Source organism: Vreelandella sp. H-I2 (genome assembly GCF_052959335.1).
Genome location: NZ_JBRAMC010000015.1, coordinates 1 through 20,348 on the forward strand (window position 1 = coordinate 1; position 20,348 = coordinate 20,348).

The window sequence follows — 20,348 nt, forward strand, 5'->3', positions numbered from 1 at the left end:
TCCATGCCTGTTGGAGCAACACCTCAATGCGCGATGACTAAAAAACCGCGCTCACTAGTGATCGCTTCAGAAAGGAGCCTCTTAAACGACAAAACCCCACAAAAAGTGGGGTTCGTCAGCAGTCTGAAACGGGAGGCATAAGCCCCCCGTTTATTTATGCTGCGATTACCATTACCTCATGTTAGGCAATTAGCAATCTCAGAGTGATAAGTGGAATTACTTCCACTCATCCAGTTCAACACGACGGTTCTGGAAGCGACCTTCTTCGGTTTCGTTGGTCGCAATCGGGAACTCTTCGCCGTATCCCACTGCCTGCATGCGGTCAGAGCTAACGCCACGCTGGTTAAGATAAGTAGCTACCGACTGGGCACGCGCTTGTGACAAGTCTTTGTTGTACGCATCAGAACCACGTGAATCGGTATGACCTTCGATGCTTACGCGTACACCTGGGTTATTGACCAGACGCTCAGCAACACCGTCCAGCACGCTGCGTGCAGTTGATGTCAACTGTGCAGAATCAAACTCAAAGTTAACTTCTTTCAGAATTACGCTATCAGGGCAACCCAGAGCGTTCACTTCTGCGCCTGCTGGGGTGTTCGGGCACTGATCACGGTAATCCGGCACTCCATCGTTATCGGAGTCAAGCGGGCAACCATTTGCGTTAACTTCAACGCCAGCCGGTGTGCCTGGGCACTGATCTCGGTAATCCGGCACGCCGTCACCATCAGAATCTAGCGGGCAGCCTTCGGCGTCAACTGCAACACCAGCAGGCACTTCGCCATAGCTTGGGCACTGGGGAGCAACCGGCTCAGGCGTACGATCAGCACAAAGCAGACCGCCGATAGCAGCACCCGCTGCAGCACCGGTATATGCTGCACTTTCTTCATCAGATTCGCTACTGGTGGCATAGCCAATGCTGCCACCAATAACGCTGCCTGCCAGACCACACACCAATGGGTGCTGGTACCAGCTATCACCAGTGCTACTGCTCGCGCTTGATTGGCCGGAAGACTGTGATGCTGAACTAGCACAGCCAGAGAGGCCGACTACCAGGGCAGAACCGATTAGCAAGCCAGTCGTTGATTTTTTCATGCAAGACTCCTTCTTGATCCAATGCTGAAATGGCCATAAGTGACCAAATCTATCCAATGCTTCTTATTTGCGAGAGCATCCATTTTTCGCCTGTCCTGCATAGCTGGTTAATGTGTAGAAAACCATTTCCCCAGCCGATACAAAACGGTGTGCCTATCATTAACGCTTAAGCGCAAGAAGGCAACAATGCCGACATATCAACTTCTTGCCAATACCGACACCATTCAGCATAGCAAAACTACCACGATGGGCATTAAAAATTAGCTTGCTATGCTTTTTGGCGGCTAAAAACCGCGCAAAATCAACTCTTAGTGTAGCGCCTTTCCGCCTTCGGCACGCCATTTTAACACTGCCCGAGCAGCTTCCAATACAGCTTCACGCATCTCATTTTCAGCCATTATTCGCTCTTTGTCTTCCTGCATACGCTCACGAGCGGTCAATTGCTGGCGGGCGGAGTGCGTTTTCAAGTGCTGAGTGCGGCTATAGTGTTCGGCAAACGCCTTGAATTCAGATCTTTCAGTTAAACTAGGATCAATGATTTCTAAAAGCACCTTACAACGCCAGGCGCCTTCAGTAATATCCACTTGCTCTTGAACCAGTGCACCCGCCACATAATCAAGATTTTCTAAACTGTTTTGTTGGGCGCGAGCATCCTCATCGCGCCGGTAAGCCTCTCGACGACGTACCTCTTTGCGTAAAGACCATGCGTAGAGGCATAGCCCTATAATCACTGTAATCGCTACCGCCAGTAATACCAGCGCTCCTATTGAGTTCATGAATCTCCTCATTAAGCGTATTAATTACTTGACGAAAATTGTACACCCTTATACCACCATTCGCCTAATGGCTACCATATTCGAGCTCTATCTAACTGAAAGGTTACTTCTTTCGCCACCTTCTCCCTAGCTTACCAAGATAGCGACGCTGCTATAGTGATCGAGTAATAACGCGCCGAAAACCCCTAACAGATAACGAATCGAGAACCAAAAAGCGGCGATAGGTGCAGTCGAATCCAGCCCGCGCCACACTCGCCAGTTCCAAACCATAAAGCGCGCATTTAGACACAACACTACTAAAAAGTAGAGGGCGCCACTCATCCCAATCATTACTGGCAGTAAGGTGGCCAACACGGTTAACCACCCATACAGCCAAATTTGCAGCCGTGTAAAAGGAATACCATGCGTCACGGGCAACATTGGAATACCCGCACGTGAATAGTCATCACATTTGTGAATAGCCAGCGCCCAGAAATGCGGCGGGGTCCAGGCAAAAATTATTAACATCAGTAGCAGTGGTTCAGGAGAAATTTGCCCTGTAACGGCAACCCAACCCAGCAGTGGAGGCGCCGCCCCAGCCAGCCCACCAATGACGATATTTTGAGGCGTAGCTCGCTTTAAAAAAGCCGTATAAATCAACGCATATCCGATTAAGGATGCAAAGGTCAACGCAGCGGTTAATAGGTTAACCTGCCACGCTAACAGCGCAACACCAGCGATGGTCAGCAACGTTGCCCAGCCAAGCGCGACCACCACGGGCAGCCGCTTGCTAGCTACTGGACGACGGGAGGTACGCGTCATCACCGCGTCCAGATGCCGGTCGATGACGTGATTAAAAGCAGCCGCACCGCAAGAGGCCAAACCGATACCCAGTAAGCCCATAACCACGTTAGCCAGTGGCGGTAGCCCTGGGGTTGCTAATGCCATACCTACGGCGGTACACACCAACATCACAGCCACTACTTTTATTTTGCAGAGGCCAAGCAGCTCTTTCCAGCTCCACGTCAAAGAAGGCCGTGCCGTAGGCAGTGTCATTGTTATATTTCGCATGGTAGCCCTACCCCTTCAGTCAGCGATGACATTGTTGTAAGTCGTAAGAGAATTCGCCGAGTAAGCGCCAGCCTCATGATAACGCCAGCACCACCATGCCCAAACGAGTCCAATCGTTAACGCAATGGCGCCTGCCGTATGTAGCAACGCCAGCCATAAAGGAAGCCATAGCAGCACATTGGCGATGCCTAAAATAGCCTGGAGAGTGAATAACGAAACAACAATCGCTAGTGGTCTTGTAACGTTCTGCCAATGCCAATAACGCCACCAAAGCGCTACTAGCGCAGCTCCCAGCAAGAGAGCGCCTAAGCGGTGCACAACGTGAATTGCAGTGCGTGCATCAGCATGCAACTGCCCATGCAGGTAGTTTGGGCCGACGGTTTGGGTAAGATGAAAGCCTTCACTGATGTCCATTGCGGGCAACCACTGGCCGTTACAGGTTGGGAAACCCTGGCAAGCGATACCGGCATAATTACTTGATACCCACCCACCAAGCGCCAGCTGCGTTACCAACAAACACGCAGCCACACCCCACCACAGATTACCTCGTCGCGGTTCGTCTGCTTGGCTTATCACGGAGCGGCGCAAGCGTAAATGCAACCAAAAGAACAGTAACAGTACACTCAGCCCGCCTAACAGGTGGAGGGTAACGACTTGAGGCCATAACTGAAGCGTAACCGTAAAGGCGCCAAAAGCGCCTTGTAATACGATAACCGCAAGCAGCAGTAAACTTAGCCGCCACGGATAACCGCGGCGATGACGCAATGGCCAACCTAGTGCTACAACGACCATCACCAAGATTCCCAGTAGGCTGGCAATGTAGCGATGAACCATTTCTACCCATGCCTTAAAAGGCTCCAGCGGGACATCGGGATGGTGCAGCGTAGCAAGACCGCTGTCAGGAACTAACAGTTTCCCGTAGCATCCCGGCCAGTCGGGACAGCCTAAACCAGCATCAACCAGACGTGTCCAGGCTCCTACCAACATCACCACCGTGGTAAACACAGTGCCTAATAATGTTAACCACACTAGCCACCGCAAGCGGCGATCAAATGAACCGGGCATGGCGTTTCCTTAACATCAGGCGTTAGCGCACGTTATTGAGGGTTTACTTTAAATAAATGCTGGATATCATCGAGCACGAATTTAGTCGCGACTGCTGCGTCAAATGCCAATGCTGGGCGCCCCATGGGGTCAAGTAACCACACGGCATTTTCTTCTCGCCATAAAGGCAACCGTTGCCATTCGCTAGTCACCTCTCCAGGTAGGGGCTCAGGATCCCCGCCGATTCGCAATCGCTTTAATCTTGGCGCATCTCGCCCTAGCGCGCGATGCAGTCGCCATAATTCATCTTTACGTTTCTCACACTCTTGGCTGCAATCAAACGCCAAGGTCCATTCATTTTGTCCACTTATGGTCGGCTTTTTTATTAAAGGCCACTCACTGAGCATAGGTAATTCAAGGTCGATATCACCATGCGCCGTATGGCGGTCAGGAATGCCGATTCGTAACTCTACCATTCCCCAGGCGGCAACTACGGGCGCCGCGAATATCATAAAGATAAGTATCAACTTGAGCCGTTGGCTGCGAATGTTTTTGACATCCTTCATATTTACTCAACCCTCTTTATTTTTATTACTTAACGATTGTTCTTGAGCTTCATCGCGACGCAATCGTTGACCGCCGACAAGCATTACCACCAGGGCTGCCAATGCTAACCCCCACCACTGAAACGCGTAGCCCATATGTCGACTAGGCGGCATTACATTGGGCTCCCACCATGGGGTAAGCACCCCATCGCCTTCGCTAGCATGTACCCATCCCGGGTAGCTAAACACTCCTAACGAAGCCCGCCACGGCTCAAGACTCAGCTGCTGCAGCCTCACGCCTTCTCTGTTGTCTCCATATAATGGCCCACCCGCCTGAGCGTCCTGCCATTCCCCAGTCAGCTCAATCGTGCCACTGGGAGTAGCTGCTTGGGGAGGCTCGCGATGGGGTCCTGTTGCTAAAAAACCTCGCTGTACCAACCAGAGCTGTCCATAGCTATCACGTAGTGGGGTTAGTGCTGCCACGCCAATACTTCCGTCGACAATTCGATTATCCAAATAGAGCGTATGCTCCGCCAAGTACTCACCTCGTAGCGTTATCTGAGCGCCTTGGGCTGGCTGCATGGTAGGTTGCACCAATGCAGGGGCTGCTTCACGAATGGCCATGGATAACCGCTTGTCATCTGCCCGCTCCCACTGCCATAGTCCTAAACAGATGCCTAACGCTACCAACATAATCCAGAATAGATACCAACCATAAAAATGCCATTGCCGAGAGGTTTTCATCATGTGGTTACAACTACTCATTGCCGCCGTATTCATAGCGATGGTTATCAGCCTGGCCATGGGAGCAGGCTTTTTGCTGCGTGATCCAGGCTCTTCTCGCCGCTTGCTTAACTCACTCAAATGGCGGATTGGCTTAGCCTGCCTGCTAATGGCACTTATTATTTTTGGTTTCTGGTCGGGTCAGTTGGGCTAAAGCACTAGCTAGGCTAAAGAGCTATAGCACATAGACAAAAATGAACAGCCCAACCCAGACCACATCAACAAAGTGCCAATACCAGCAAGAGGCTTCAAAACCAAAATGATTTTCGTCGGCGAAATGCCCTTTAATAATACGCACCAGCATAGTAGCTAAAATCAGGGTACCGATAATGACGTGAACACCATGAAAACCCGTTAAAATAAAGAAAGTCGCACCAAAAATTCCTGCTTCTAAAGTGATTCCGTAATGTGCATAGGCCTCATAATATTCAATGCCCTGAATGATGATAAAGCAGCACCCTAGCAGTACCGTTCCCGTTAACCAGTTGCGGCATGTTTTTCGATAACCTACTTTTAAAGCTTCATGAGCAACCGTCAAAGTAATACTTGAAGTAATCAGAATCAGGGTATTAACGAGCGGTAATTGCCACGGACTAAACACTTCCCGGGGTCCAACGACAGAAGCATCCGGCGGATTCATTAGCGGCCATGCAGCCACAAAGTCAGGCCACAACAACGCCGAAACCCCTTTCGCGCCTTCCCCCCCTAACCAGGGAATGGTGAACATACGTACGTAAAACAGCGCACCGAAAAACCCTGCGAAAAACATGACTTCCGAAAAAATGAACCACCCCATCCCCCACCGGAAAGAGCGATCCATCTGAGCGTCATACAAACCGCCCCGAGACTCACTAATCACATCACGAAACCAGAGCCCCATCACAGAGATAATGCCCGCCACGCCGATTAGCACCAGCGGCAAACCCGTGTCATAGACAAGTTTGACACCGATGCCGACCATCATGGCACCTAATGCCACCGAGCCGAGAATAGGCCACCGACTACTCGCCGGAACGTAATAGCTACCGCTGCTCATATCACTTCTCCCGCCGCTTTTTTGTTCTTGGAGTTATCCTGAGAACTGTTATAGAAATTACGCTGAGGACTGTTAGAGAAAGGTTTATTCAAAACATCAATGACACTGCCATTAAGCATATAAGTAAGTGCGGCATTACGAATTGCTTGTTCAACTGGATACAGTGTATACACCAAAGTAATGGTGTTAATGTCTTCAGGTAGGTCACGAGATAATTGGAATACCAGCGGAATAGTTAAACGCTCATTCCCCTGTAACTGCTGTTCTTGAAAACAGAAACAGCTGATTTTGCGTAAATGACGTGTAGCTTCAGAGGGCGAGACACTGGGTATAGCCCGCCCCCAGTTTTCAATATGACTGTTATTGGTAAAAGTAAAATCAACTTCTGCCATTTGCCCTGGGTGTACGCTCATTTGGCGTACTTCTACACTCATCTGCCACGGTAAACCAGGGCTGCTACGGGTGATAAATTGCACGTTAATAAAGCGCGTCTCATCCACTTCTTCGTGCACGATACTCTGTGCTGTGGCATCCACTTTGCCATTAAGCCCGGTAATACGGCAAAAAACGTCATAAAGCGGCACTAATGCGAAGGAAAAGGCAAACATGCCCACCAGCACGGCGATCGTCCTAATCACCGTACGACGAACCCCTACATGGACCTGTTCTCGGCTATCCATAACACCTCTCTGGCCTACTGGCCTGTGTGGTCTATGTCATTTTTAGTGAGAGGCGCGATGGAGCACTGGCGGCGTTTCAAACGTATGCAATGGTGCTGGGCTAGGCACTGTCCACTCTAAGTCCATTGCGCCCTCCCATGCTTTCGCGGGTGCTTTTTTCCCACCTCGAACGCATAGTATGACGCCTAACACGAATAGCAGCTGTGACGCACCGAAGAAGAAGGCTCCGATACTTGATAGAAGGTTAAAGTCAGCAAATTGAAGGGCATAATCAGGGATTCGCCGAGGCATACCCGCCAAGCCTGCGAAATGCATGGGGAAGAAAGTTAAGTTGACACCGATGATAGAAAACCAAAAATGCCACTGGGCAAGCCGTTCATTCGGGTAATGCCCCGTCCATTTCGGCAGCCAGTAATACACCCCTGCCATGATGGCAAATATTGCCCCAGGCACTAATACGTAGTGAAAGTGGGCAACGACGAAGTAAGTATCATGGTATTGAAAATCCGCTGGCGCGATCGCCAGCATCAGCCCTGAAAAACCACCAATAGTGAATAAAACGACAAAAGCCAGGGCAAACAGCATCGGTGATTCAAAACTGATTGAGCCACGAAAAAGCGTAGTTACCCAGTTAAACACTTTTACGCCAGTAGGCACGGCAATCAACATAGTCGCATACATAAAAAACAGTTCTGCCACCAAGGGCATTCCCACTAAAAACATATGATGAGCCCAGACCAAAAATGAAAGCAGAGCAATAGCTGCCGTGGCATAAACCATTGAGGCATAACCGAACAACGGCTTTCGCGCAAAGGTTGGAATGATAGCCGAGACAATACCAAAGGCAGGTAAGATCATGATGTAGACTTCAGGGTGCCCAAAGGTCCAGAACAAATGCTGGAACAGCACCGGGTCCCCCCCTCCTGCCGCATCAAAAAAACTGGTTCCAAAGTTAATGTCCATGAGCATCATGGTAATCACTGCCGCCAGTACCGGCATAACCGCGATCAATAGAAAGGCTGTAATTAACCAGGTCCACACAAAGAGCGGCATATCCATTAAACGCATGCCCGGTGCGCGCATATTCAAAATAGTCGCAACGATGTTGATCGCTCCGAGAATGGAGCTAATGCCAGCAATGTGTAATGAGAGAATAAAAAACGTCGTGGATGGCGGCGCATAGTTTGTTGATAGCGGTGCGTAAAAAGTCCAACCAAAATTTGGACCACCGCCAGGCATAAGCAGCGTTGAAAGGAGCAGCGTAAAAGCAACGGGAAGCAGCCAAAAACTGAAATTATTTAATCGCGGCAACGCCATGTCTGGCGCTCCAATTTGCAGCGGTATCATCCAGTTGGCTAATCCAGTGAAAGCGGGCATGACGGCAGCGAACACCATAATCAAACCATGCATGGTGGTCATCTGATTAAAAAACTCAGGTTCTACCATCTGTAGCCCGGGCTGAAAAAGCTCAGCCCTCACCACAAGGGCAAATATTCCGCCGATGAAAAACATCGTTAGCGAAAAAATCAGATAAAGAGAGCCAATCTCTTTGTGGTTAGTGGTCAGTAGCCAGCGCAAAATACCTTTAGGCGGTGCTGAGTGGCCATGGGCTTGACCATCGGCGACTGCCGTTGAGCTGTGTTGTAATGAAGGCTGAGGGGGCAATTTAGGCGCCATCATACTCTCCTAAAGTATTGTTGTTGTAGTCAAATGCGTGGCAGACCAGTATCACTGGGCAATTTTTTCAACCACCGTTGAGGGCTGCACTACATCCCCGGTATCGTTACCCCAAGCATTACGTGTATAGGTGACCACAGCGGCTATCTCAACAGGGTTTAAGGTGTTACGGAAAGCAGGCATTGCTGCACCTGACACGCCATTTATGACCTTATCAAGGTGCCAATCCACATCGCTGATTAACTGTTCGTTATTCGCTAACGCCGGAAATGCAGGTGGCGCCCCCTGGCCTTCGCTCTGATGGCAAGAAGAACAAATCGTTTGGTAAATCAACTGGCCTTCTTCCACTAAATCTCCCATTTCCCATGTCCTATCAATACCCATTGCCTCTTCTTCAGCTGCCTCTTTTCGCTCCGCTAGCCAGCCATCAAACTCCTCTTCTTCCATCGCATGCACCACAATCGGCATAAAACCATGGTCAAGGCCACAGAGCTCAGCGCACTGCCCACGATAAATACCTGGCTCATTAATTTTTACCCAATTTTCATTAATAAAGCCTGGAATAGTATCTTGCTTGACCGCTAGGTCCGGCACCCACCAGGAATGGATAACGTCGTCAGATGTCATGAGAAAGCGTACTTTGCGGTTAATGGGGAGGACGAGCGGCTTATCAACTTCTAATAAATAGTGCTCTCCGCGCTCCTCTTCGCCTCTCAATTGCGTTCTTGGCGTACTCATGCTCGAAGTAAACCCCACATCCTCACCAAGGTATTCGTAGTGCCAGCGCCATTGCTGGCCGGTTATCATGACATCCAGGTCTGCGTCTGAAGAGTCGTACATATTTTTTAAAGTTGCAGTGGCGGGAACAGCCATGCCGACCAGGATTAGAACAGGGATGGCAGTCCATAATACTTCCACACTGGTATGTTCATGGAAATTGGCAGCCTTTGCGCCTTTCGAATGGCGATAACGAAACAGGGAATAGAACATTACCCCAAAGACCACTACGCCAATCACGACACATATCCAAAAAATGGTCATGTGCAGACCAAAAATATCGCTGCTTATATCCGTTACACCAACGGTCATATTCCAGCCGTTCGCCTGAGCCTGCGACCCGCCTACAGCAAGGGATATGGCTATTAGACACGACCATGAACGCATAGAAACCTCCAGTATTATTGTTGTTATTACTCTTCGTTAGATTAGGACAGGGTTAAGTGAGATATTAGCAGTATAGAAAATATGTGCCATTCGTCACGCTTTGCTTATTTAACGCTCTCAACGCTTTTCAGCGGGCAGCGAAAATAGCCAGAAAAAAGAGCAGTGAAACAAATAACAGCGTAATCACTACGCCAACAGCAATGAAAGCAGCTGGCCTGTTACTACTAAAATCTTTTTCCCGCTGTTGGTTGCTCTGAACGCCCAGTAGCGCTGCTAACACTGACTTCACCACCGACCACATAAAACCTCCAAGTGAATGTCGCTTTCACATGCCTCTAGACCTGCAAGGTTATCCTACTACTATCACAGACATACCCAATCAGTGCCTCAGGTCAAGAGAAAAGATCTTAACGTTTACAGCTAAGGAAATGACCACCTATAGTTTCTCGGTGTGCGATACTAAGCTTAACCTAAGTAAATAGCGTCCCCCAATGGAGTGCCCATGTTCAAGCGCCGCTCAATGCTACCAGCCAAAACTTTATTGATTGCTTTTCCCCTGCTATTAGCTGGATGTACTACATACACATGGCCGGACGGCTCTCAGGAAACCGTCATCGGCGTTGTGCCCGAGGAGGAAAATCAACGCTTCGAAGAACAACAAGTTGAAGGGGTACGCTACCGCATTCCCGATGAGATACCCGAAAAACGCAGCGAGCAAGAGCCGGTAGCACAGTGATAATTGTCATGCTTTCCGCTTGGTATGCGCGGTTGCGGGTGACGTAAGCGGATCTTCTGGCCAAGGATGCTTAGGGTAACGGCCTCGCATTTCCTTGCGTACCTCAGGGTAGCCATTTCGCCAAAAGCTGACCAGATCTTGGGTGATTTGTAGTGGCCTACGCGCCGGTGAAAGTAAATGAATCATCACGGCAACGGTACCATTAACAACGGTGGGCGTTATTCGCCAGCCAAACGCTTCCTGAAGCTTCAATGCTAAAACAGGCGGTTGCCGGGAAAGGCATGGCAGGTAATCCAAGCCAACATGTTTACCACTTGGGACCTCAATCGTCACTGGGGTTAGCCGCTCAAATTCCCTTTGAGCCTCCCAGGACAGCGTAATAATCAAGTAGCTTTCTAATGGCAATCCCTCGATTTGGCTCAACCGAGCTACACCGGCTAAGTAAGGTGCTAGCCAAGCCTCTAGCGAAGCTAATAACGCCTGTTCAGACCAATCGGGCCATGCCTCACCCAATTTTTCGCGCAGCAGCGTCATACGTCCACACAGCTGCTGAAGTTTTACGCCAAACAACCTGCTGGGCTGCTGACGCAATGCGTCCAGTAAGGCCTGTGTCACTGCCTTTTCAGGCAGCTGCGCCAAGGGCCGTTTAGCAATTATTAGGCTAGCATGCGCTTGTACCTCTTCACCTATTAAACGGCCTTGATCTTGCGACCACGCTACGCGCGACTGCCATTGCCTAATTCCAGGATAGAGAGAAAGCAGTGAAGCAATGAGGAGCGGCTCGCCAGCGGTAATTCGCGCATCGTCATGCGCCGTACTATTTAATGCGACGGCCACTATATAAGGCTGATGAGCCAGCGTATTGTTTAAAGCAAGCGTAGCGGTTTTGCCATTAGCCAGTCGAAACTTCCCGGGGCTTATCTGCTGACCAATACGCTCAGGATAGGCCATTGCCAAAAGCGACCCAAGCGGCTCTAGCACTGCCTCACTCAGTGATACCCCGGCTTTTTTCGTCAGCCTAAGCGCCTCACGGCGCCAATTAGGAAAGCGTTTAGGCTGGCAAAGCCGTTCTGCTAATGCCTCTTGCAGGGAATGGTCGATGCTGTCACGGCTCTCTAGCAATGCTGCTAGCCCGCAGGCTAAGGGCAAAGTATTCAAGTCGGACGCCTTCTCCAGCATGACGGCTAGCCGTGGCTCCACAGGCCACTGGGCACAGCGGCGACCCAGGGGAGTGAGACTATGATCCTTATCGAGTACACCAAGCTGTATCAGTAATGCTTGGCCACTTCGCCAGGCGCCCTCTGGTGGAGACGTAACCCACCTCAGCTTCTGCGGTGATGTTACGCCCCAACACGCTAGCTCATGCACCACTGATGAGAGGTCCGCTTGCTGAATTTCCGGCTCAATATAAGGTGCAAGTACCTGCTCCTGGGACCAAAGCCGAAAACAGATGCCCTCGCCTTGACGTCCTGCACGCCCCCGTCGCTGGTCAGCACTGGCGCGATTGATACGTCGAGTTGTCAAGCGGGTCAAGCCGGTGCGTGACTGAAAAAGTGGTACTCGTTCCAAACCACCATCAATTACCACATTAATGCCATCTACGGTGATACTTGATTCGGTGATAGCGGTGGAAACAATAATACGCTGCTGTGGTGTATTCGCTGCCAAAGACGCTTGCTGTTCAGTAATACTCGTTCTGCCATGCAGTGCTCGTATCGCGAGATGGGGCAAGATCTGTTGCAACGTTTGCACTAAGCGATTGATCTCGGCCACGCCTGGCAAGATGACTAGGATATCGCGTGTGATAGGACTTTCTAGCGCTTCTTTGATCACTCGAAGAGCATGGCTAACACTCTCTTCGCCGCTCAAGGGAGGACGGTAAATGGTCGCCACAGGATACTGACGACCATGACATTCGATGACGGGCACCTGTTCTCCTAGAACCTGTCTAAGGGCCGCGACATCCAGCGTTGCCGACATCACCAGCAGGCGTACATCGTCGCGAATATTGGTTTGCACATCCAATGCCAGCGCCAAGCCTAAGTCAGCTTCCACGCTACGCTCATGAAACTCGTCAAAGATGATACCGGCCACGCTCTCCAGTAGCGGGTCATCCTGCAGCATGCGAGCAAGGACTCCTTGGGTTACGACTTCTAAGCGGGTTTGAGCACTCACACAGCTATCACCGCGCATGCGGTAGCCCACCGTTTGCCCTACGCGTTCGCCTAACTGCTGCGCTATAAAATTAGCCGCTAAGCGAGCTGCAACGCGCCGGGGTTCCAGCAAAAGCAGTTTCTGCCCTCTTGCCCAATCAGCAGTTAGCAGCACAAGCGGCACGCGGGTAGTCTTCCCCGCTCCCGGCTGGGCAACGAGCATAAGACGATTACTGTTGGTTAAAACGCTCTTAATATGATCAAGATGCTGATCAATCGGTAAGACACTCATTAGAGGTTCATTTTTCCGCTCTGCGAGCATTTACACTAACCCGGTTGACCCCGCAGCCTTTTAAAATGACGTGCTCAAGAAATGCCGAAACTGATTCAAGGTCATCTTCGCTCAACGTATCCCGCCCTAGAATACCGCTTACCTGAGCGCTATATTCTGTGTAGTGCTGGGTGGCAGACCAAATTAAGAAGATTAACCACCTGGGGTCGACGTCATCCATTTTACCCTGGACAGACCATTGACGAATGATCGCGGCGCGAGCAGCCACCCAATCACGCAGTTCGCCAGCCAGATAGTCACTCAAGAAGGGGGCACCCGCTAAAATTTCGGCGGCAAACAGTTTCGAACCCTCGGGGTAGCGTTGACCAAGCACCATTTTAGTGCGAATAAAGTCACTCAGTACCGTCGCTGGGTCACTATCAACAGTAATGTCTTCAAGCACCTCATTCCAGCGGTGCATCATGCGGTTAAGCAGCCGCCCATAAAGTGCTTGCTTGCTTCCCATGTAGTACAAAATATTAGCTTTAGGAAGACCGGCCCGATCGGCGATCACTTGCAAGCTAGCCCCGCGGTAGCCGTGCTGCGAGAACACCTGCTCAGCGGCCGCTAAAATACTTGCTTCAATTCTTTCCCGGCTTGGGGTTTCTTGAGTGACAGGTACGGCGGTCATTAACAGTGTCCCTTAATAGAATCAGTGGTTAGGCAATTGCCCCAAACAGTGGCATTTCCCATAAGCTTGCCCCACTCCCGTGCAGCGATCAAATACTTGCAAGGTACGGCGTTTTGTCCCAAGCTCAACCCATATTGACCGATCGGTCAGCACAATACGGTCTATACAATTACAATGGAGTTCGGCATGGCAACGATTGCGTTCCTGCTCAATGGTATTCCCCAGCGGTGTGAGGTTTCACCGGACACGAGCATTTTAACCTTATTACGCGAGCATTTGGCCGAAACAGGCACGAAAGAAGGTTGTGCCTCAGGTGACTGCGGTGCCTGTACCGTCGCAATTGGTGAGCTAGCAGCTGACATACAAGGGTTTGCTAGCGCCAACGCTTGTATTACGCCTGCCCACCAACTTCAGGGCAAGCATCTGTTGACCGTTGAAGGGTTAGCCAAAGAGGGGCAGCTTCACCCAGCTCAGGAAGCAATGATTGAGTGCCATGGGAGCCAGTGCGGTTTTTGTACGCCGGGTATTGTTATGTCGCTTTTCACTCTGCATGACGAGCTTACCCAGCGTCCTGCTCCGTTAACCCCAGAACGCCTTGAAGCAACCTTGGGGGGCAACTTGTGCCGCTGCACAGGCTATCGGCCTATTCGGGAGGCGGCGCTGCGTATGAATGATCTACCTTTCGAGCGCCCCCAGTGGTACGACGCGACGTTAACAGAAGCTGAGTGTCTACCTTCTTTAACAGCGGCAACTGACGCCAGCTCGTTTTTTGCCCAGCCGCAGTCTCTGGTGGAACTAACACAGCTGCGCCAAGCAGCCCCTCAGGCGCGTCTTGTGGCTGGCGGCACGGACCTTTGGCTGGAAAGCACTCAGCGCTTGGCCCAGCTTGATCAGTTAATTGACATTTCACGTGTTGCCGAGCTGTTAACGGTCAAAGTGGCCATGTTAGAACGTCAAGCCGGCTGGTGGATAGGCGCTGGAGTCACATACACCAAGCTTGAACCGCTCTTCAACAAGCATTTCCCCACCTTTGCTCATCTTCTGCATCGCCTCGGCTCCCAGCAAATTCGAAACCGTGGAACGATGGGGGGCAATATTGCAAATGCCTCTCCCATTGGCGATACGCCGCCTGTGCTACTTGTCTTAGGCGCCTATGTAGAGCTTACCAACACTTATGGTAATCGTTGCATAGCGCTTGAAGACTTCTTTCTGGATTATAAAAAGACCGCGTTGGCGGCTGATGAAGTTATTTCGCGAATCTTTATTCCCCAGGCGCCTAAAGACAGCCAACTACGTATTTGGAAGCTATCCAAGCGTCGAGAAGATGATATTTCTGCGGTACTTGGTGCCTTTAGTTACCGTGTTGAGCAGGGTGTTTTGCACGATGTACGGATCGCTTTTGGCGGCATGGCAGCTATTCCCAAACGCGCGCAAGCTGCCGAAAAAGCGCTCGAAGGTAGCAACATTTCTGTAGAAGCTTTTCGTGCCGCCCAGCAGGCACTGGAGGTTAATTTCCAGCCGATGAGTGATGTGCGAGGTAGCCAGCAATATCGTCAACAGGCTGCCAAAAACTTGCTTGAACGCCTCTACCTTTCTCTTTTAACGCCCGACCAAGAGGTGATGCTCCATGCGTACGCTCACTAAACTGGATGGCGATAGCAGCCGTGCTCGCCAAGAGCTTCACGATCATATTCAAGGGTCTGGTCCCTTGGCTCGACATACGGTCGATAGCACTGGGCAACGCCAAGCGGGTAGCTCAAGTTTTCACGAAAGTGCCGAAAAACATGTGACAGGCAAAGCCGCTTATATTGACGACTTGGTACTGCCCGCCGATGCCTTGCATGTAGCATTAGGCCTATCGCCAGTCGCCCATGGCACCTTGACGCAGCTTGATCTCAGCAAGGTGAAAGAGGCACCTGGCGTGCTCGATGCGATTACCTTCCATGACGTACCGGGGCATACCGATATTGGCCCGGTGTTTCCAGGCGATCCCATTTTTGTCGATCAAGAGATAAGCTACGCAGGGCAATGTCTCTTTGCCGTTGCGGCAACGTCGCTGCAGGCTGCTCGCCGCGCGGTAAGATTAGCGGCTATCAGTATAGATGAGCAACCTGCAAGCCTAGACCCGGTGGCTGCGACAGAGCGCGAAGAGTTTGTACGCCCCACTCATGTTCAAACCCGTGGTGATTGGCAACAGGCGCTGACTCAAGCGGAGCAGATAATAGAGGGTGAGCTATTTATCGGCGGGCAAGAGCACTTCTATCTGGAAGGCCAGGCGTGCGTGGTTCATCCTACCGAGGATGAAGGCGTTATCGTCCATACCTCTAACCAACACCCGAGCGAAACGCAAAAGCTAGTGGCAGAAGTGCTGGATATCCCTTTTCACGCTGTGACCGTAGAAGTGCGCCGAATGGGCGGCGGGTTTGGAGGCAAAGAGACGCAGGCGTCTCCGTGGGCTTGCATTGCCGCGATCATAGCGCGCCGCACGGGTAAATCGATTAGCTTGCGCCTACCGCGTAGCGAAGATATGCGCGCTACGGGCAAGCGCCATCCTTTTCATAACCGCTATCGACTCGCCATTGATGTAGAGGGCGTTATTCAAGGTGGGGAAATTACCGTCATCGGTGACTGCGGCTACTCGCCAGATCTCTCCGACGCTATCGTTGATCGCGCTATGTTCCACGCCGACAACGCCTACTCGCTGGGGGATGCTCAGGTAGTCGGTCATCGAGCCAAAACCCATACCGCCTCTAATACCGCCTTCCGGGGCTTTGGTGGACCCCAAGGGATGATGATCATCGAAGCGGCCATGGATGACATTGCCCGTCAGATTGGTGAAGACCCGCTGACTGTGCGTAAACGCAACTTCTACCGCGATGGCCGCGAGGTGACTCACTACGGGCAGCAGGTCGACCAGCGGCAACTCCTGCATACACTTGTTGAAACACTCGAAAACGACAGCGATTACTGGGCGCGGCGCAAAGCGATCAGTGACTTCAACGCCGCTAGCCCTGTTATCAAGAAAGGATTGGCGCTTACCCCGGTTAAATTTGGCATCTCGTTTACCGCTCAACACCTTAATCAGGCGGGCGCCCTTTTGCATGTTTACACCGATGGCAGCGTGATGATAAATCACGGCGGTACCGAGATGGGACAAGGCCTGCATACCAAAATTTGTCAGGTCGTGGCCCGCGAACTGGGACTGGATCTAGATAAGGTGCGTATTACCGCGACGCGAACCGACAAAGTCCCCAACACCTCCCCTACCGCTGCCTCAAGTGGTGCTGATTTAAACGGTATGGCAGCACGCGACGCAGCCAGCAAACTACGTGAACGTCTCTTTGACTTTGCTGCAGAGCATTTTACTGAGGGATTGGATCGTGAAGGCATGCGCCTGGAGGATGGCATGCTGGTAGCCGGGCTTGGTGAGAGTGAGCGACGCGTTCCTTGGGGTGAACTAGTCCAAACAGCCTACCTCAATCGTATCTCGCTATCTGAGAAAGGCTTCTACGCCACACCTTTGATTCATTATGACCGCTCGGTAGGCCAAGGCCGCCCTTTCTACTACTACGCGTTTGGCGCGGCAGTGACGGAGGTGAGCGTGGATACATTGAGCGGGGAGTACCAGGTAGGCCGTGTCGATATCTTGCATGACGTTGGAGATTCACTAAATCCAGCCATTGATATTGGTCAAGTGGAAGGCGGTTTTATCCAAGGTATGGGCTGGCTAACCAGCGAAGAACTCAAGTGGAATGATAAAGGCGTGCTCCTGAGTGATGGCCCGGCCACTTATAAAATCCCCACCTTTGGAGACTTACCCGCTATTTTCAATGTCTCGCTATTGGAAGGTCACCCTAACTCCATGGCGAGTCTTTACCGTTCAAAAGCGGTTGGCGAGCCACCTTTTATGCTCGGTATCAGTGTGTGGTCTGCACTACGTGACGCACTTTCAAGCCTTACCGGCTACACCGTCTCTCCCCACTTAGACACGCCTGCTACTCCTGAACGTGTCATGCTGGCAGCCAATACGATCAGGGAGAAAGCGCTGTGAGTATTTCGCCAGCTTCGGAAGCCTGGCATTCAGCGCTGCATCGCCTACAGCGCGATGGCACGCCGCACGTATTAGCCACTCAGGTGACCAGCGCAGGCTCCACTCCTCGCGAGCCTGGCGCACGCATGGTGATCACCGACGATGCGATTTTCGACACATTGGGGGGCGGTACTTTTGAGTGGCAAACCATTGCCGCAGCACGCGAGCGCTTAGCAGCGCAGCGCTATGGGCTGAGTTTAGAAGCCTTCTCACTGGGAGGGCGAAGCGGCCAGTGTTGTGGCGGCTTCGTGAATATACTGCTCGAGGCTTTTCCAGGTGTAGAGGCGCATCTGGCGATATTTGGTGCAGGTCATGTGGGGCAGGAAATTGTAAAGCTAAGTGCTGCACTTCCATGGCAATTGCATTGGTACGACAGCCGTAGCGATGCGTTTGATGAGAATTATCGGCAGCAGGCGCGTCTTGCTTGTCGCCCCCTTTCCAATACAAGCCAATGTGTCGCAGCCTTGCCTGTTAGCGCACATGCGCTGGTAATGACCCATAACCATGACGAAGACTACATGCTAATTAAAGCGTTGATTGAACGCGATGATCTAGCGTCGATTGGGCTGATTGGTTCTGACAGCAAATGGGCTAGCTTTGAAGGACGCCTTAAACGCGATGGATACCCCACCGATCAAATTGCGCGGGTGCGAAGCCCCATCGGCCTGATCCACGCCACTAAGCTCAATAATAAAACGCCCTATGCGATTGCTTTAACGGTGGTGACCGAACTGCTGTGGCTAACGGACACGCCCTCTTATCAAGAAAATCGCGGGCTTGATTCCAAAGCACTGCGAACACTCTTTACTAACGCTCCGACGACCACGAGTTGATATGAATCCTACCAATGATACGTTTATTCGTGCCGAACTGATTAGTTTCGCCCGAGACCCAGGGGATGGCGATAAGCCTGAACCGGGTAGTTTTGAGCATTACGGCGACGGATTGCTTTGGTTGAAAGGCCAGCACATTCATGCCATCGGCCATTTCGCCGAACTCTCACCTTCACTACCCAAAGGTGCTGACGTTCTCGATTATCGTGACAAACTTATTATGCCAGGGTTTATCGATACCCACGTACACTATGTTCAGTTAGACATCATGGCTTCCTATGGACGTCAACTATTGGACTGGCTAAACGATTACACTTTCCCTGAAGAGTGTCGCTTTGCCGACCATGCCCACGCTGAAACGCTATCCAATGCCTTTTTGGATGAAATGTTGCGAGCAGGTACAACCACCGCTCAAGTATTTGGTTCCAGCCATCCAGGTGCCATGGACGCCTTTTTCAACGCCTGTCAAAAGCGGCATTTGCGTATGTTGGCCGGCAAGGTATTGATGGATCGCAACGCACCAGATGCGTTACTAGACGGAGCGACGGGCATTGCTGACAGCGAGCGACTTATTGAGGATTGGCACGGCAATGGCCGACTGGGCTATAGCGTCACACCGCGCTTTGCGCCTACATCGACCAAAACGCAGATGGATGCTGCCGGTGCCCTCTTACGTAATGACCCAACCCTCTGGTTACAGACCCACTTGGCTGAAAACAGTGGCGAGTTAGACTGGGTGGCCGAACTGTTTCCAGGCAGTCGTGACTACTTGGCCGTTTATGAAGAAGCAGGTTTAGTCGGCCCCCGCAGTACCTTCGCACATGGTATCCATCTTGATAACGACATGCGCAAACGCTTGGCGGATCGAGGCGCCAATATTGCCTTTTGCCCTAGCTCTAATCTTTTCCTGGGCAGCGGCTTATTTGACCGAGAAGCGGCCAAACAGACCGGCATGGCATTTACCTTTGCCAGCGATATCGGCGCAGGTACCGACTTATCGGGCTTTGGAACGCTTAAAGCAGCGTACCAAGTGGGCCAGCTAAACGGACAACCTCTCACCGCATGGCAAGGCTTTTACGGTTTAACCATGGGTAATGCAAAGGCTCTCTCTCTTGATAGCCATATTGGCCAGCTAGCCCCTTCGCTTGAGGCTGATTTCGTAGTGATCGACCCACAGGCAACGTCGTTATTAGCTCGGCGTATCAACCGTTGTGCAACGCTTGGAGAGCGCCTGTTCGCATTAATGATGCTCGCTGATGATCGCGCGATTTATGAAACCTGGTCAGGCGGGCAATGCCAACATCGTAGAGATACCGTCTAACCACAGTTCATCGGTGGCAGTTTCCTCTCCCGATAGCGGGTGCCACCGAAAGCTGAGATGGCCACGTCGCTGCGCTCCTCGCCATGACATGGCTTTTTGCTTTCTTCCAGCCAACAAAAACCCAGCCGGGTGGCTGGGTTCTTCGTTGAATAGGTGCCTGACGATGTTTGGGCAGGCCATCCTGGGGCCGGCGCTCCGGGACTCTCCATGGGGAGACCCCCTGCTTTTCTACCGCCCAGCAAAAAGCCCCGAACACTGCGTGCTCGGGGCTTTTTACGGTATAAGTGCCTGACGATGACCTACTCTCGCATGGGGAGACCCCACACTACCATCGGCGCTAAGCGGTTTCACTGCTGAGTTCGGCAAGGGATCAGGTGGTTCACGCTCGCTATGGTCGTCAGGCGTA

19 protein-coding genes and 1 rRNA gene are annotated in these 20,348 nt (G+C 51.6%); 6 read left to right on the top strand and 14 right to left on the bottom strand.

The window, feature by feature from the left end; translation table 11 throughout:
• Positions 1–216: 216 nt before the first annotated feature.
• The 6 genes from ACUVOF_RS21695 to ACUVOF_RS21720 form a co-directional block, all read right to left on the bottom strand.
• Positions 217–1,092, bottom strand: coding sequence for an OmpA family protein (locus ACUVOF_RS21695; RefSeq protein ID WP_447046298.1), 876 nt, complete (start codon positions 1,090–1,092; stop codon positions 217–219).
• 308 nt (positions 1,093–1,400) lie between these two features.
• A complete protein-coding gene (locus ACUVOF_RS21700; protein ID WP_447046299.1) occupies positions 1,401–1,868 on the bottom strand; it encodes a DUF2489 domain-containing protein in 468 nt (155 codons plus the stop codon).
• A gap of 126 nt (positions 1,869–1,994) precedes the next feature.
• Entirely contained in the window at positions 1,995–2,918 is a 924-nt protein-coding gene (gene cyoE, locus ACUVOF_RS21705) for a heme o synthase (protein WP_447046300.1), read from the bottom strand.
• Positions 2,919–2,933: 15 nt separating this feature from the next.
• Complete coding sequence (locus ACUVOF_RS21710; protein WP_447046301.1) at positions 2,934–3,983, bottom strand: COX15/CtaA family protein; 1,050 nt, start codon at positions 3,981–3,983, stop codon at positions 2,934–2,936.
• A 32-nt stretch (positions 3,984–4,015) separates the two neighbouring features.
• A complete protein-coding gene (locus tag ACUVOF_RS21715) occupies positions 4,016–4,528 on the bottom strand; it encodes a hypothetical protein (RefSeq protein ID WP_447046302.1) in 513 nt (170 codons plus the stop codon).
• A gap of 6 nt (positions 4,529–4,534) precedes the next feature.
• The gene (locus ACUVOF_RS21720; RefSeq protein WP_447046303.1) at positions 4,535–5,254 is read right to left on the bottom strand and encodes an SURF1 family protein; all 720 of its coding nucleotides are present in this window, start codon (positions 5,252–5,254) and stop codon (positions 4,535–4,537) included.
• On the opposite strand from ACUVOF_RS21720, the gene ACUVOF_RS21725 reads away from it, so the two are divergent.
• Positions 5,253–5,444 (top strand): twin transmembrane helix small protein, encoded by a 192-nt coding sequence (locus tag ACUVOF_RS21725; protein WP_447046304.1) that lies wholly within the window; start codon positions 5,253–5,255, stop codon positions 5,442–5,444. The genes ACUVOF_RS21720 and ACUVOF_RS21725 overlap by 2 nt on opposite strands.
• 21 nt (positions 5,445–5,465) lie before the next feature.
• Here ACUVOF_RS21725 and ACUVOF_RS21730 read toward each other — a convergent pair whose 3' ends face one another.
• From ACUVOF_RS21730 to ACUVOF_RS21750, 5 genes are all read right to left on the bottom strand, one after another.
• Positions 5,466–6,326, bottom strand: a complete 861-nt coding sequence (locus ACUVOF_RS21730; RefSeq protein WP_113270721.1) for a cytochrome c oxidase subunit 3 — start codon at positions 6,324–6,326, stop codon at positions 5,466–5,468.
• A complete protein-coding gene (locus ACUVOF_RS21735; protein ID WP_447046305.1) occupies positions 6,323–7,006 on the bottom strand; it encodes a cytochrome c oxidase assembly protein in 684 nt (227 codons plus the stop codon). Before ACUVOF_RS21735 ends, ACUVOF_RS21730 begins: the two co-directional genes overlap by 4 nt.
• 42 nt (positions 7,007–7,048) lie before the next feature.
• Positions 7,049–8,683: a cytochrome c oxidase subunit I gene (gene ctaD / locus ACUVOF_RS21740; protein ID WP_447046306.1), complete on the bottom strand. Its 1,635-nt coding sequence runs from the start codon at positions 8,681–8,683 to the stop codon at positions 7,049–7,051.
• A gap of 51 nt (positions 8,684–8,734) precedes the next feature.
• Complete coding sequence (gene coxB, locus ACUVOF_RS21745) at positions 8,735–9,847, bottom strand: cytochrome c oxidase subunit II (protein ID WP_447046307.1); 1,113 nt, start codon at positions 9,845–9,847, stop codon at positions 8,735–8,737.
• Positions 9,848–9,974: 127 nt separating this feature from the next.
• Complete coding sequence (locus tag ACUVOF_RS21750) at positions 9,975–10,148, bottom strand: DUF2970 domain-containing protein (protein WP_113270725.1); 174 nt, start codon at positions 10,146–10,148, stop codon at positions 9,975–9,977.
• 201 nt (positions 10,149–10,349) lie between these two features.
• On the opposite strand from ACUVOF_RS21750, the gene ACUVOF_RS21755 reads away from it, so the two are divergent.
• Positions 10,350–10,583, top strand: a complete 234-nt coding sequence (locus ACUVOF_RS21755; RefSeq protein WP_447046308.1) for a hypothetical protein — start codon at positions 10,350–10,352, stop codon at positions 10,581–10,583.
• A gap of 6 nt (positions 10,584–10,589) precedes the next feature.
• Here ACUVOF_RS21755 and hrpB read toward each other — a convergent pair whose 3' ends face one another.
• A complete protein-coding gene (gene hrpB / locus ACUVOF_RS21760) occupies positions 10,590–13,028 on the bottom strand; it encodes an ATP-dependent helicase HrpB (protein WP_447046309.1) in 2,439 nt (812 codons plus the stop codon).
• A 7-nt stretch (positions 13,029–13,035) separates the two neighbouring features.
• Positions 13,036–13,698 carry a TetR family transcriptional regulator C-terminal domain-containing protein gene (locus ACUVOF_RS21765; RefSeq protein ID WP_447046310.1) on the bottom strand — a complete coding sequence of 221 codons (663 nt, stop codon included), beginning with the start codon at positions 13,696–13,698 and terminating at the stop codon, positions 13,036–13,038.
• Between the two features lie 186 nt (positions 13,699–13,884).
• Here ACUVOF_RS21765 and xdhA point away from each other — a divergent pair, with 186 nt between their 5' ends.
• From xdhA to guaD, 4 genes are read left to right on the top strand one after another with little or no spacing between them, the layout of a single operon-like run.
• Positions 13,885–15,342, top strand: a complete 1,458-nt coding sequence (gene xdhA / locus ACUVOF_RS21770; RefSeq protein WP_447046311.1) for a xanthine dehydrogenase small subunit — start codon at positions 13,885–13,887, stop codon at positions 15,340–15,342.
• Complete coding sequence (gene xdhB, locus ACUVOF_RS21775) at positions 15,326–17,749, top strand: xanthine dehydrogenase molybdopterin binding subunit (protein WP_447046312.1); 2,424 nt, start codon at positions 15,326–15,328, stop codon at positions 17,747–17,749. The genes xdhA and xdhB overlap by 17 nt, the downstream gene beginning before the upstream one ends.
• A complete protein-coding gene (gene xdhC, locus ACUVOF_RS21780; protein WP_447046313.1) occupies positions 17,746–18,621 on the top strand; it encodes a xanthine dehydrogenase accessory protein XdhC in 876 nt (291 codons plus the stop codon). The genes xdhB and xdhC overlap by 4 nt, the downstream gene beginning before the upstream one ends.
• A 1-nt stretch (position 18,622) precedes the next feature.
• Positions 18,623–19,942, top strand: coding sequence for a guanine deaminase (guaD, locus tag ACUVOF_RS21785; RefSeq protein WP_447046314.1), 1,320 nt, complete (start codon positions 18,623–18,625; stop codon positions 19,940–19,942).
• Between the two features lie 286 nt (positions 19,943–20,228).
• Here the strand turns inward: guaD and rrf are convergent.
• A 5S ribosomal RNA gene (gene rrf, locus ACUVOF_RS21790) occupies positions 20,229–20,344 on the bottom strand.
• Positions 20,345–20,348 lie beyond the last annotated feature (4 nt).

What these genes read in the sequence shown, in the direction of transcription:
- guaD (WP_447046314.1), top strand. Translation starts at nt 18,623, where the DNA reads ATGAATCCTACCAATGATACGTTTATTCGTGCCGAACTGATTAGTTTC.
- ctaD (WP_447046306.1), bottom strand. Translation starts at nt 8,683, where the DNA reads ATGGCGCCTAAATTGCCCCCTCAGCCTTCATTACAACACAGCTCAACG.
- ACUVOF_RS21730 (WP_113270721.1), bottom strand. Translation starts at nt 6,326, where the DNA reads ATGAGCAGCGGTAGCTATTACGTTCCGGCGAGTAGTCGGTGGCCTATT.
- coxB (WP_447046307.1), bottom strand. Translation starts at nt 9,847, where the DNA reads ATGCGTTCATGGTCGTGTCTAATAGCCATATCCCTTGCTGTAGGCGGG.
- ACUVOF_RS21750 (WP_113270725.1), bottom strand. Translation starts at nt 10,148, where the DNA reads ATGTGGTCGGTGGTGAAGTCAGTGTTAGCAGCGCTACTGGGCGTTCAG.
- hrpB (WP_447046309.1), bottom strand. Translation starts at nt 13,028, where the DNA reads ATGAGTGTCTTACCGATTGATCAGCATCTTGATCATATTAAGAGCGTT.
- ACUVOF_RS21755 (WP_447046308.1), top strand. Translation starts at nt 10,350, where the DNA reads ATGTTCAAGCGCCGCTCAATGCTACCAGCCAAAACTTTATTGATTGCT.
- ACUVOF_RS21720 (WP_447046303.1), bottom strand. Translation starts at nt 5,254, where the DNA reads ATGATGAAAACCTCTCGGCAATGGCATTTTTATGGTTGGTATCTATTC.
- ACUVOF_RS21700 (WP_447046299.1), bottom strand. Translation starts at nt 1,868, where the DNA reads ATGAACTCAATAGGAGCGCTGGTATTACTGGCGGTAGCGATTACAGTG.
- xdhB (WP_447046312.1), top strand. Translation starts at nt 15,326, where the DNA reads ATGCGTACGCTCACTAAACTGGATGGCGATAGCAGCCGTGCTCGCCAA.
- ACUVOF_RS21765 (WP_447046310.1), bottom strand. Translation starts at nt 13,698, where the DNA reads ATGACCGCCGTACCTGTCACTCAAGAAACCCCAAGCCGGGAAAGAATT.
- xdhA (WP_447046311.1), top strand. Translation starts at nt 13,885, where the DNA reads ATGGCAACGATTGCGTTCCTGCTCAATGGTATTCCCCAGCGGTGTGAG.
- ACUVOF_RS21695 (WP_447046298.1), bottom strand. Translation starts at nt 1,092, where the DNA reads ATGAAAAAATCAACGACTGGCTTGCTAATCGGTTCTGCCCTGGTAGTC.
- ACUVOF_RS21735 (WP_447046305.1), bottom strand. Translation starts at nt 7,006, where the DNA reads ATGGATAGCCGAGAACAGGTCCATGTAGGGGTTCGTCGTACGGTGATT.
- ACUVOF_RS21710 (WP_447046301.1), bottom strand. Translation starts at nt 3,983, where the DNA reads ATGCCCGGTTCATTTGATCGCCGCTTGCGGTGGCTAGTGTGGTTAACA.
- cyoE (WP_447046300.1), bottom strand. Translation starts at nt 2,918, where the DNA reads ATGCGAAATATAACAATGACACTGCCTACGGCACGGCCTTCTTTGACG.
- ACUVOF_RS21725 (WP_447046304.1), top strand. Translation starts at nt 5,253, where the DNA reads ATGTGGTTACAACTACTCATTGCCGCCGTATTCATAGCGATGGTTATC.
- ACUVOF_RS21715 (WP_447046302.1), bottom strand. Translation starts at nt 4,528, where the DNA reads ATGAAGGATGTCAAAAACATTCGCAGCCAACGGCTCAAGTTGATACTT.